The sequence below is a fragment of the Desulfovibrio intestinalis genome (assembly GCF_014202345.1).
GTDB lineage: Bacteria > Desulfobacterota > Desulfovibrionia > Desulfovibrionales > Desulfovibrionaceae > Desulfovibrio > Desulfovibrio intestinalis.
This window is the reverse complement of record NZ_JACHGO010000001.1, coordinates 189,384-202,000: the sequence shown is the minus strand read 5'-3', so window position 1 is coordinate 202,000 and position 12,617 is coordinate 189,384. Positions and strand designations below refer to the sequence as shown.

Here is a 12,617-nt window from a genome sequence, read left to right as displayed (position 1 = left end):
GCTATGCCTCAAAGAGATGGCTTTTTTCCGTATAGAATCTGGGGCGCAGCCCGCTACCTAAAAACTCCCCGATGACATTGCCGGATGTTCCGATGGAATGGGTGCGAAAGCTGAACAGCTCCTGCGTCTGTATGACTTCCTCTTCCATGCCGCATATCTCGACAATGGAAACAACCCTGCGCGCACCATCACGCATGCGCTCGATCTGCACTATAAGATCAACTGCGCCCGCAAGCTGTCGGCGAATAGCGGGCAGGGGCAACTGCATGTTGGCCATCAGCACCATATTTTCAAGGCGCATAACGGCGTCCCGGGGCGTGTTGGCGTGCACGGTGCACAGGGAACCATCATGCCCCGTGTTCATAGCTTGCAGCATGTCAAAGCATTCGCCACCGCGCACTTCGCCCAGTATGATGCGGTCAGGCCGCATGCGCAGAGCGTTGCGCATCAGGTCGCGCTGATTTATCTGTCCGCCGCCTTCAATGCTTTCAGGCCGCGTTTCAAGGCGCACCACATGCTCCTGCTGCAATTGCAGTTCCGCCGCGTCTTCGATGGTGATGACGCGGTCGCTGGGGCTGATCTTGAATGAAAGGGCGTTGAGCAGGGTTGTTTTACCAGCGCCAGTACCGCCCGAAACGATGATGTTCAGCTTGGCTTCCATTGCCCGCCTGAGCAGTTCCACCATTTCGTGCGACAAGGCTCCCCCGTCTGCCAGAGCTTCAAGGGTGAGCTTGCGCCGCGAAAATTTACGTATGGAAATGGTGGTTCCGTCCAGGGCCAGGGGATGGGTGATGACGTTGACGCGGCTGCCGTCCTGAAGGCGGGCGTCCACCATCGGATTAGCTTCGTCTATGCGCCGCCCCACCCTGGCCGCAATGCGCTGGGCCGTGTTGAACACGTGCTCTTCATCAATAAAAGTCACAGACGAAAGCTCCAGCTTGCCAAAGCGTTCTACAAAAATCTGGCCGCAGCCGTTGACCAGAATATCGTTGACCGTATCGTCGGCCAGCAGGGGCTCGATGGGGCCAACACCAAGCATTTCGTCAAGCATCTGGCCTGCGACGCTTTCCTCTTCCTGTCCTGTCAGTTGCAAACGGTTTGCATCGCAGATGCTTCTGATCAGCGACGAAATCTGCGTTTTCAGGTTTTCCCGGCTGGTGGTGGCCGCCTTGATGGGGTCAATCTGGCTGAAAACCTCGTCATGGATCATGCGCCGCAGCTTAGCCCCGGCAGAATCAGCCTGTGCCTGCGCCTTGGAAACGCTTTTTACCTGTGCCTCAGTGTTGCGCTGCGCAGGTGAGCCGCTGGTGCTGACAGTTCCCTTCATGACTGGCGCATTGGCAAGCACAGGGCATACGCCGGGCTTGGCGCGCACAGAAGACAAAGCGCTTTTTTCCGTATCGGCAACAGGCCTGTGGGCAGGGGCAAATGCCGCGTTGGGTGCAGCTTCGATATGTTTGGCAGCAGGAGCGGAAACGGCTTTTCTTGGCAACATGGCACTATCCCCCTTTCTGGTTAGCGGTTAAGCAAGCGACGGAAAAAGCCGGGCCGGGGAGCCGCCAGTGGCACGGGCCATCCCAGAATGCCGCAGGCCAGTTTTTCCACAGCGCTTTTGAAAACAGCCAGAGACGCCAGGTTGAGGCTGCCCTGCAACAGGGTCTTATCCAGCGCATTCCCCATATAAGGAATTTCAACATCTACCTTGCGCTTCAAAAAATCTTCAAACTGCGAGCGGCTTATGGCCGGGGCGTCGCCGTGCCGGGCGGCGTTGGCAACCAGAAAAAGTCTTTGCCCTCTGCTTTCATCACCAAAATCGGAAAGCAGGATGTGCGCCGCCCTTGCGTTCTGCAGCGTGTAGTCGACCAGGACAACGCGAATGTCGGCATTTTCAAGAATTTCATCGCTGCCTGATGGCCTGTGTGAAGGAATGTCCCATACAGACATGGAAAAAAGCTGGCACAATGCGCCGCCCAGTTGCAGCACCAGCTCCGGGTCCACGTGACTTTCAGGACCGGGACGCTGGGCCAGCAGATGCAGGCGCTGCCCCTTGCCCACCTCAACCTCCTGCGAAAGCAGGGTGCGCTGGATAAGACGAAGGTCCACTTCCGGCGCGCTGAGAATACCCTCCAGACCACTATTGGCTTCAAGCCCCAAAGAAAGAGCCAGGTTACTGCCCCTGCGGTCATAGTCCACAAGCACCGTGGGTATCTTGCAGGCATGGGCCAGGTGTTGCCCCAAAGCCGTCACAACTGTACTCGCCCCTACCCCGCCCACAGCGCCAATCAGGGCGACTGTCTGGCCAAGGCGCACGCTTTCGGCCTGCGGCTGGCCAAGCCATGCATCTTCATCAGCCCGTGAGAGAATTTCCGACACCTGCCCCATGCTTGAAGGCGTAAGCAGATAGTCAAAAATTCCGGCCTGAAGCAGCTTGCGGTACAAATTCACATCCTGCCGACTGCCCATAGCCACCAGACGGCATCCGGGCCCTGCCACAGCAGCCAGATCGTTCAGAGCAGGAACAGGATGGGCAGTCCCGTCAATGTTCACGAATATGGCCGCCGGGGGCGTGGACTCGCCGCACCATTCCGTAGCCTCGTGGGGACCGCCAGCCTTGATGATGCTCAGCGCCCTGCCGAGCCGATTGAAAGTATCGGTAAAACTGTCCACGTCAGCGGGCTGGCAAAAAACCGCCACGCTGTTGCTGTTCATGCCTTCCGAACTCAGAGATGCGCTATCGCTCACTGTAACTACTTATCCCCGCTAAAATTTATGTCGACAAGTTCCCTCGTTTCTCCCTTCTGGTAACGCTCGATAGCCGCTGCCGAAACATTGCCCTCTGCCGGGTCAAGGCTTCTGGGCCGCAGGATGTCACGCGGATCGCTCATCATGAGGGCACGGTTGGCTGCATTGGCCTTGCCCAGTGTGCCCACGGCATAATAGGGGCTGACCGTCCAGAGGTCCGGCTTGGCGATGGTGGTGTCCTGCGCGTGTACGACCAGGGCTTCGGAAACAATTTCAATATCCCAACCCTGTTGCTGATTGGCCAGATCCTGTGCGGCCAACGAGGTTGCGCCACCTGCCACATCATAAGAGCCGAGCTGGGGATTCATTGCCCCGGCACTGGTCAAAGCCTGGGCCAGACGTGGAGCCATTATTTTTCCGGCGGGGCTCAGGGGCACTATGGTAAGAATCTGCCGCCGCAATGGTCCCTGCTCTGTAAGGAGGGCATTGGCCTCTTCAATGGATTGAGCCGTAAAGCCGTTTCCGTCAGGAGCAACCCTGAGGTAGACCCCCTTGGACTGCACCCCTACCGTGGTCGTATCGGAGCTTTCATCATGAAAGTTGGTGGCGCGGGCCTTGTGCACCACACGGTCCAGAGCGCACCCGGAATACAGGGCGCACGCAAGTATCAGACCGCTGGCGCAAATAATCCTGTGTATGTAACTTGGCTTTTGCATTACGTTTTCCACTGCTGGATTTTAGTAGAGGTAGCCCACGGCGGCGCGCTTGGGCTGAAAAGCGTCCACAGCGCTCATTCCCTTGCCCGGCGTTTGCAGAATGCCGGAGGCCACAGGATCCACAACATTGGCGGTCACAATAATGACCAGCTCTGTGTCTTTGACTTCTGTCTGTTCGTACTCAAACAGGCGTCCGAGCAACGGAATACTGCGCAAGCCAGGCACTCCTGAAACCTGCTGGGAGGCGTTGGAACGCAACATGCCCGCCAGAGCGAAACTCTGGCCGCTGGCCAGTTCTACCGTGGTTTCGGCCCGGCGCACCGTAAGCGCCGGGATAGTGGAGCCGCCCTCAAGCGTCACCGAACCTTCGGCAGTCAATTCGCTTATTTCAGGCGCGATATGCAGGCTGATGCGATGTGGTGAAAGAACCGTGGGCGTCATCTTGAGAATAACACCGTAGGATTTGTATTCGATGCTGATGCTGTTGCCCGTTACGATAACCACGGGCACTTCACCGCCGCCAGCGAACGACGCGCTCTCGCCGGACATGGCCGTGAGGTTGGGTTCTGCCAGCAGGGTGGCAAAACCTTCTTCGGCCAGAGCTGAAATAAGCCCGCTCACCGTAAAGGTGCCAAGGTTCATTGCCCCGCCAACAACACCGCCAGATGTGGGCATGTAGCCGGAAAGACCAGCCTTGGTTCCTGCCACATTGGCTAGATTGGTTGCGTTACCGCTGCCGAAATACAAAGGCCCGTTGATGGTATTGAGTACGGCGCGCCAGTTGAAACCCATCTGGCGGGAAAGAGAGCGCGAAACTTCAACCACGCGAACCTGAATGTTTACCTGAGAGGATATTTCAACGCTGAGCTGGTTAACGACGCGAGTGTTGCTGCTCTTGGAGCTGCCGCCACCGCCGCCTCCTCCCCCACCGCCGCCACCGCCTCCGCCTGCCGATTCGCCGCTGACGCTCTTGGTGGAGTTGGCTTCAAGGTAGGTTTCCACCAGTTCGATAACACGTTTGGCGTCCAAAGCGGTTTTGACATTGCCGCGTACGATCATGAGATTGCTCAGGGTGGGTTCCAGACGCACCCTGGCTCCGGGAACAGCGCTTGAAATCTCTTCAGCCAGTTTTTTCAGATTATATTCCACAACCACATTGATGGCCGCTATAACGCCGCCAGCCTCGTCAAGGGCATAAAATGTGGTTCTGCCCACCTGCTCGCCCATCAAAAAGACGCTGTTGGGCGTGGGCATCTGGAACGTGGCTATACCCGGAGCCGCCACCAGTACCTGCGCTGCGGGCCGGGGCAGATTGAGCATGGAGCCTTCACGCACATACAGTTTAATGGTTCCGGTTTCCCTAACGGTAGTCAAAGACCGCGGCAGGCGCGTATTTTCGCCTTTAAGCTCCACAGCCGTCTTTTGCTGGTCCGAAGCCGGTTTTCCCTGTTCCGCCGCCATTCCGTGCCCGCTCATGGCAAATACCAGAATCCACGAAACGGCTACCGTGGCCACAATCCGCAAGGTTGACCAGTAAATATCCAAGCTACGCATCATTCACTCTTTGTTTCGATATATGGTTCTGAATCCGGCGTCCCGGCGCTAAAAATTCACCGCCCCAACCTTGCTGCCATGAAATGTCTGAACCCTCTTGTCTGTCTTGCCTGTAAAGACAGCCGTGGTATCGCGAAGCCGCGTAGTAGGACTGACAGCTGGCACTTGCACCACTTGCACGCCCCTTTCCTTGACCCCGCGCAGTGCTACCTGCAATGACCCGGCCTCGCGGCTCACTGCCAGATGTTCGGCATCCTTGGGGGTCACTTCAAGCGTGATGGTTTCGTAAACCACACGGCGGGCGGGCTGACCTGACTTCTTTGAGGCCTGTTCTTCCTGCACCTGAAGGGCAGGACTGATGCCGTCAGTACTGCTGTTCAGCGCCAGCACGCGCACCTGGCGCAGAATGGTCTGAGCGGCCAGAAAAGAGTGCATGCTCTGGTTATTGCCCTTGGAGGCAAGATCTCTGGCTTCGTCCTTTTCCACACTCAGAATCACGTCTACCCAGTCTCCGGCGCTGACCAGTCCGGCATTGCTGGTTACAGCTGAAACCGGGATGGAAACCGCGCGCATGCCCGGTGCAAGAACCGCGGCAATAAACCCGGGTTCACCCGGACGGAGCAAAACACCACCCACAAGAGGCGCGCCTTCTTCCACAACTTCGCGCACGGTGGCCCCAAAGAGAAAACTTTCATGTTGCCTGCGCTTGCTCACATCTGATTCCAGTATGAGTCCGGCCCTGTTTTCTGACGGCAGAACCTCGTTCCACTCTACGGATGCACCGTCCAAAAAATCTCCCGGCAGCAGCTTTTTGGCAGCCACAAGCGCAAAAACAGGCTTGGGTTTTGGCGCGTCCTGAACCTGAGCGCTCACTTTTGGGCTTGCCGGACTGAGCAAAGCACGGGCTACCAGGGCCGTCATGCCTGCCAGCGATATGGCAAATATCAGCAAAACCACTGATGAAGTTTTCAGCTTCATGGCTTGAACATCCTTTACTGCTATAAAAAGAACTTATGCGAATAATATTTTTGCTACGGACACTATGAACCCAAATGCGATAGCTGGTCCGTATGGAATACCGTCTTTTTCAAATTTTGATGCTGCACCGCCACATATCCGCCAACGCTGTGGAACAAGCAGTGCTGTTCTGGATACAAGATTGAAAAAAACTGTTTCTACCTGTCGCAGTAGCGACAATTGCAAAACAAATATCCCACCCATAATGGAAGTTGCGAATATGAAGAGCGCGGCCTCGTTGCCAGCCCAAAGGCACAGTACGGAGGCAAGCTTTACATCCCCGGCGCCGACCAGCCTCTTGCAAAAGAGCACATAGCCACCGCACAAAACCCCCAAGGCCCAGCCGCCCCCCACGGCTATCTGGGCTGCATTCCATATCGCCACTCCTTTGATGGCCCCCGCCCAAAGCAGTGCAGCGATCCATAAAAGAAGCACCAGCAAAATCATCCTGTTAGGGATACGACGGCAGAACAGGTCACATCCTGCCGCCATCCCCACAAACGCAACAACAAACCATGCAACAACAGGACATATGCCGATCATTGGCGTGTTCCCCGTACCCAAGCTCACATTCGGGTCAGCCCCCGCTGAACCGCTGCAGCTTTTCTGACAAGACAGCGCCTGCGGCATGAACCATTTGCTGTCCTTTGCGGAATTCGCCCCCGAATCCACTCAAGCCGCGCCTGTCTTCCAAAGTTATCTTCTGGCCAGAGCCAGACCAAAGAACTGGCAATGCTGGCTTGTGGTCCAATCCGGCCCGGCCGCCTTACAAATAATGGCAGTAATACTAGTGCTTGACCCCGGTTCCGGCATCGGTGATGTCCGTGGCAATGTCCTGAAACTTGTTCCGCAGGGCAGAAATAAAAGCTCCGTCAGAACTGAAGATATAGCCCACTGCTGCAGCCATTGCGGCAGCAAGAATGCCGTATTCAATAGCTGTCACTCCACTTTCATCCTCAAGAAAACTTTTTACGCTTTTGATGGAAAACATAGCTCCTCCATAAGTTACTACAGGTAATTTCATAGCCGTTTTTGTGGTTGCACTCGCTTAAAGACACAGGCACGGCTTCAGCATCAACAGCACTTCAGATTACTGTGCAACTTTTTCATCAATGTACTCGATAAGTAATTGGGTCATATTAATGTACCAAAACTGTCCGGCCACAGTGAGCCTGCAAGATGTACCGCCGGAAACCAGCAATCCAGCCCGCTCCCACTGCTGCAACAGCGGTTCAAGCAGAGTCCGCAGGCTTTTAGGCGCTTCAAGTTTTGCATATTTTTGCGTTGCGCAAAGGTCTTCAAGGCTGGCAAGATCAAGCACGCCCTGCTCCAGACCGCTACCAAGAGCCTTGTTCAGACGGTGCTTCTCTAAAGGGGCCATCATCATAGCTATGGGCTTGACGCCCTGCTGCACCTGCCCGAGCCACGCTTTATAGTCAGGCTGGTTGTAGGTCATATGGCCGTGCAGATTACCGCCCGCACCGGGGCCGAAGCCCAGGCAGTCAACCCCGGCCTTGGTGTAGGTATTGTACAGATTGCGTTCGCGGGGGGTGCGCCCCCAGTGACTTATGGAGAGCCTGCGGTATTGAGCGTCCTCGAAAAAGCGCGACTGAGCCGCGTACATACCGCCCTGAAATGCCGAACTGGCTGCGGGAGAAACGCTGCCGCGCTCAATGGATTTTTGCAGAAGTGAATCCTTGTGTACGCCAAGCTGATAGCAATCAAGGCCGTCCAGATTCAGGGAATGGGCAGTGCGCAGGTCGTTTTGCCACACCTCCATATCCTGGTCGGGCAAACCATAGATGAGGTCTATAACTACAGATGCCTGGTCATAGGACTGCAACCGGTTGATGGCGCGCGCCATATCCTCGCGAGAACTGCGGCGCCCCATCGCACGCCGAATGCTGGTTTCAAAGGTTTGCACGCCAAGTGAAAAGCGGTTGGCCCCATTTTCCAGCGCGGCCTCGATAAGGGCCTCGTCAAGGTCGGCCACGCTGCCCTCAACTGTGATTTCGCAGTCGTTGGCAAGAGGCAGGCGGCTTCGCACGGCGGACAGAAGACGGCCCAGATCATGTGGAGCCAAGGCTGTAGGCGTTCCACCGCCAAGATACACTGCGTGAAGGGGTGTGGCCTCCTGAATGGCCCGGCCCTGCCAGATACCCAGCTCTGCAATGAGGGCGTCCGTGTAGACTGCGCTTTGTTCCGGCTGGTATTTTTCCTGAAAAAAGCTGCAATAGAGGCAACGCATCTTGCAGAAGGGAACATGAATATAGGCCATGCGCTTGCCCGCTGACTCCCTGACAGTCAGCGCGTCTATGAGGTCAGACTGCCTTTCTCTGGCAACGGGCTTTCCTCCCATACCGGGGTGCACAGTAATCTTGGCCTCAAAGGCTTCGCGTAAGGGATCCACTCCTTCCCGGGCATAGAAGCGGTGCGGGCCTTCCATGTTCCTGCTATGTGGAACAAGAAAGCGCCCGCTCAAGGGTAGCCGATGGTGAGGGTGTCCTTGCATGGCCTCCCCTTTTGCCACGTGCATGTGGGCAGATGACATGATCTGCGCGCTTGAAGAGCGCCCACTCTGATCGGGGGGAACAGAGTGGGACGCCGTGGCATGGTGGGTAATTTTTTCAATATTTTCAGGATGTTTCATTTTAAATACCTATTATTTTTTAGGTAAAGTTCGTATAACCACATAAAATTTATTTAATCATACATAGTTTGGATAAACCGAACTTCACAGCCCCTGTCTATAAAAATAGAAATTCATTGTCAATTTCTTTTTCAATTGTCAGATACTCACATATTTTTATTAACACACTGTTATTTTTAAATAAAACTTAAACACTACTTACTAAGTTCTATATTGTTCATTAAAAACAAACTTTGTTTGGATACTGTTGAAACTTCCACCCTATTATGCTAATGTTGCAGGGAAAATGACTAGACGACGACCAAATCGTCCATCACCCGTAAAAAAGAATTATACTTTCAGGGAGATAGCGTAATGCAGAAACCAGATGTCGCTAAGCAGCCAGCTCTGACGCCTGTGCTGGAAAACTATCTGGAAGTCATTTTTCGGATTGAAGCCAAGGATGGTGCGGTGCGGGCGAGTTCTATCGCAGACATGGCCAATGTTACGCGCTCAACAGTAACTGGCGCTGTTAAACTGCTTAAAGATATGGGCTATGTGGAGTATTCGCCGTACAGCCTGATTTATCTGACAGACAAGGGTAAGGATATCGGACGTAAAATTGCCCACAGACATTTTGTCTTCGGCGCTTTTCTTGAAAAAATACTCATGCTCAACCCCGAAGATGCCGACGTAACAGCCTGTGCTCTAGAGCATGTGGTGCCTGAACATATCGTTCAACGATTGGGCGAATTTGTGCTCTTTCTTAAAAGCCGCCCGGAAATGTGGTCTGATTGGCAGGAAACGTTTAAAAGGGAAAATATTTTCAAATCCAGCCATACGGCGGCCACCATTGCTGAGACCCTTGGCGGAAAGCGCAGAGGCAGCTGATGGCAAACTGAGGCTGATGCAACGGTGATGGCTGTTCCCGAGGGTTTTTCCACGACCAGCCATGCACCTTTTTTAGCCCTGCCGCGCAGGGCGGCAAGGCATCCCCAGCTTTTCATCTGCCATAAAATATTTGCCAGATATGTCCGTTGCCTCATCCATTAAGGATCAGCCATTCCAGATACCAAGCCGTAATATCGCTCACTCATGTTACTTGGGTGTATCAACAGGAAGCCCTGTCCGAATTTTTTTGGACAGGGCTTCACTCTGATTTTATAAAAAATGACTAGCGTATGGCGTGTTGCAAAATCAGTCTGGATACGCTGAATTTACAGCGTTCAGGCAACCGCTGCTATCACTGCCCGGGATCACATTCCGGTAAAATTTATTGCCGGAGGCTACGGCGTAGAATTACATAACTTACATAACTATCAAAACTTCAAAAACATATTATAAAGTTACATAAAAAGATTTCGATGCCTTGCAGGGGTAAACAGATGACAAATACTGTCAGGAGGGTTTACCCATGCAACACGCAGAAACGTCATCCGGCGGCTTGCTGGACAAGTTTTACAGCTTCAAGGTTGGGCCGGTTCCCCTGCCCCTCTACATCTGTTTTGCCATTATCATCTTTGCGGCCTCTTACTACGGCAAATTGCCCAAAGACATGATTGGCGGATTTGCCGTCATGCTGGTTATGGGCATACTGCTTGGCGATATGGGGCTGCGCATCCCCATTCTCAAAGACATCGGCGGCCCGGCCATTCTTTCCATCTTCATCCCTTCAGTTCTTGTTTACTACAGCCTGCTTGACGGCCCTGCCAAGGAAGCCATCATACATTTTACCGCTGGCAAAAACGGCGGCGCTAACTTTCTTTATTTCTACATCGCCTGCCTGGTGACGGGCAGCATACTTGGCATGCTGCGGCAAGTGCTTATTCAGGGCTTTCTGCGCATGTTCATACCGCTCATTCTCGGCACCGTGGCCAGTTGTCTTGTCGGCACAGCCGTGGGCACCATGCTGGGACACGGCCTGTTTGAAACATTTTTTTATATAGTAGTACCCATCATTTCCGGCGGCGTGGGCGAAGGCATTTTGCCCCTTTCTGCCGGGTATGCAGAAATTCAGGGCACCGACCCCGGCAGGTTCATCGCTATGGTGGCGCCCGCCGCCATGCTTGGCAACGTTACCGCCATTATCTGCGCGGGTATCCTCAAGCGCTATGCCCTTAAAAATCCCCATCAGACGGGTAACGGCAAACTTGTGCGTGTGGGCGATGACAATCTCAATCTCACGAAAGAAGAAGAACCCATTGACGTGACCATTCTGGGCATGGGCCTGCTGACTGCCTGCTGCTTTTACCTGTTCGGCATGCTGGTCAACCTTGTTATTCCCATTCCCGCGCCCATCATCATGATTCTCTCGGCTGCCATCGCCAAGGCCACGGGCATCATGCCCAAAATTGCTGAAAAGGCTGCCTACCAGTTTTATCTGTTCGTTTCCAAAAACCTTACCTGGGCACTTCTTGTGGGCGTGGGCGTCTGCTACACGCCGTGGAAGGACGTTGTGGCGGTCATCCAGCCCAGCTACATCATCACCGTTGTCAGCACGGTGCTGGCGATGGTGGGCACAGGCTTTTTCAGCGCCAAATTCCTCAACATGTACCCCGTGGAAGCGGCTCTGGTTACCGGATGCCACAGCGGTCTCGGCGGTACGGGCGACGTTGCCATTCTCTCCGCTGCCGGACGTATGGAACTTATGCCCTTCGCCCAGATATCCACCCGCATTGGCGGCGCGGCCGTGGTAGTTATGGCCGTTATTCTCATGCGTATGTTTTACGCTGGCTAGAGACGTTTTATCTGACAAACTGCCGCGCTTGCATGGCGCTCACCCTTTCCCGCCGCCTCGAATAAAACTCGTAAACGGGGCGGCGGGAAAAAGCAGGAAAGCATATGCAGGGCTACTTTGAAATTATTACAGATTATGACCTCGCCCAGGCTGAAGGCCTGCTTGCAAAGGCGGGGCTGAGTCTGCCCGCAGGACGCACCTACGGCCTCGGCTTTTATGAAGATGGCCGTCTGGCCGCCTGTGGCTTTTTGGCGTACAACGTTCTTTGCGGCTTCTGCGTTGCGGAACACGCCCGCGAAGGCGGATTGGCCACCTCCATTCTGAGCCGCCTTGTGCTGCACGGCAGGCAAGAAGGCGTGAGCCATTTCTTCATCTTCACCAAGGCATCGGAAGCTCCGAAATTCAGGGATTCCGGCTTTGATCTTTTGGCAACGACAGAAGACGCCGCTTTGCTGGAACAAGGACGGCCCAACTATGCCGACTGGCTCAGTGCCACGCGAACAGCCATAAAAGATCACAGCTGGAAAATGTCTGACACTGAGGCGTCTACCACCACGGCCCCTTCTTCTACCGGAAGGCTGGGGGCCATTGTCATGAACGCCAACCCCTTCACGCGGGGGCACGAATATCTGGCGCGCACGGCAGCCTTGGCCTGTGAGAAACTGCTTGTCTTTGTGGTTGAAGAAGACGTTTCGGTCTTTCCCTTTGCCGTGCGCTTCAATCTTGTCCGCAAAGGTCTTGCTGATGTGGACAATATTCTTGTGTTGCCCGCTGGCCCGTACATGGTTTCGCGCGCCAGCTTTCCAGCCTATTTCACGGCAGATGCAAAGGTGGGATCAGTTCACGCCACGCTGGACTCCACCATCTTCGCCACACGCATAGCCAAGGATTTGGGCATAAGCCTGAGATTCGCGGGAACCGAACCTTTTGATCCCGTTACCGCCGCCTACAATGCCGCAATGACCTCAGTATTTGAAAAACACGGCATCACGTTGCAGGAAATTCCACGTCTGGAAGCATCCGGCCAAAGTATCAGCGCTTCAAAAGTGCGGGCGTATTTCAAGACCGATGTTTCCGAAGAGTCCTGGCAGGATCTCGCAAAAATGCTGCCGCCGGTGACCCGGGATTTTCTGCATTCAAGCGAAGCCGCAGCAATACGGCAAAAACTCAGGGATCACGTTGGGCGGCATTGATATTTTATAGTTCCCAAATGGCGGATTTA

11 protein-coding genes are annotated in these 12,617 nt (G+C 54.5%); 3 read left to right on the top strand and 8 right to left on the bottom strand.

Annotated features, from left to right (window positions below; all coding sequences use genetic code 11):
- Nucleotide 1 precedes the first annotated feature (1 nt).
- The 8 genes from HNQ38_RS00925 to hutW form a co-directional block, all read right to left on the bottom strand.
- Nucleotides 2–1,495 (bottom strand): TadA family conjugal transfer-associated ATPase, encoded by a 1,494-nt coding sequence (locus tag HNQ38_RS00925; RefSeq protein ID WP_246387921.1) that lies wholly within the window; start codon nt 1,493–1,495, stop codon nt 2–4.
- Between the two features lie 20 nt (nt 1,496–1,515).
- Nucleotides 1,516–2,742: a CpaE/TadZ family protein gene (locus tag HNQ38_RS00920; protein ID WP_183717358.1), complete on the bottom strand. Its 1,227-nt coding sequence runs from the start codon at nt 2,740–2,742 to the stop codon at nt 1,516–1,518.
- Between the two features lie 5 nt (nt 2,743–2,747).
- Entirely contained in the window at nt 2,748–3,458 is a 711-nt protein-coding gene (locus tag HNQ38_RS00915; protein ID WP_183717356.1) for a CpaD family pilus assembly lipoprotein, read from the bottom strand.
- A gap of 21 nt (nt 3,459–3,479) precedes the next feature.
- Nucleotides 3,480–5,012 (bottom strand): type II and III secretion system protein family protein, encoded by a 1,533-nt coding sequence (locus tag HNQ38_RS00910; RefSeq protein ID WP_221277757.1) that lies wholly within the window; start codon nt 5,010–5,012, stop codon nt 3,480–3,482.
- Nucleotides 5,013–5,060: 48 nt separating this feature from the next.
- A complete protein-coding gene (cpaB, locus tag HNQ38_RS00905) occupies nt 5,061–5,990 on the bottom strand; it encodes a Flp pilus assembly protein CpaB (RefSeq protein WP_183717352.1) in 930 nt (309 codons plus the stop codon).
- A 33-nt stretch (nt 5,991–6,023) separates the two neighbouring features.
- Nucleotides 6,024–6,659, bottom strand: coding sequence for an A24 family peptidase (locus HNQ38_RS00900; RefSeq protein ID WP_183717350.1), 636 nt, complete (start codon nt 6,657–6,659; stop codon nt 6,024–6,026).
- A 157-nt stretch (nt 6,660–6,816) separates the two neighbouring features.
- The gene (locus tag HNQ38_RS00895; protein WP_183717348.1) at nt 6,817–7,020 is read right to left on the bottom strand and encodes a Flp family type IVb pilin; all 204 of its coding nucleotides are present in this window, start codon (nt 7,018–7,020) and stop codon (nt 6,817–6,819) included.
- A gap of 99 nt (nt 7,021–7,119) precedes the next feature.
- The gene (gene hutW, locus HNQ38_RS00890) at nt 7,120–8,679 is read right to left on the bottom strand and encodes a heme anaerobic degradation radical SAM methyltransferase ChuW/HutW (protein WP_183717346.1); all 1,560 of its coding nucleotides are present in this window, start codon (nt 8,677–8,679) and stop codon (nt 7,120–7,122) included.
- A 354-nt stretch (nt 8,680–9,033) separates the two neighbouring features.
- Between hutW and HNQ38_RS00885 the strand changes: the two genes are divergently transcribed.
- The 3 genes from HNQ38_RS00885 (at nt 9,034) to HNQ38_RS00875 (ending at nt 12,588) form a co-directional block, all read left to right on the top strand.
- Entirely contained in the window at nt 9,034–9,549 is a 516-nt protein-coding gene (locus HNQ38_RS00885) for a metal-dependent transcriptional regulator (protein WP_183717344.1), read from the top strand.
- Between the two features lie 523 nt (nt 9,550–10,072).
- The gene (locus HNQ38_RS00880; RefSeq protein ID WP_183717342.1) at nt 10,073–11,395 is read left to right on the top strand and encodes a 2-hydroxycarboxylate transporter family protein; all 1,323 of its coding nucleotides are present in this window, start codon (nt 10,073–10,075) and stop codon (nt 11,393–11,395) included.
- Nucleotides 11,396–11,499: 104 nt separating this feature from the next.
- A complete protein-coding gene (locus HNQ38_RS00875) occupies nt 11,500–12,588 on the top strand; it encodes a nucleotidyl transferase family protein (RefSeq protein ID WP_183717340.1) in 1,089 nt (362 codons plus the stop codon).
- Nucleotides 12,589–12,617: the final 29 nt, after the last annotated feature.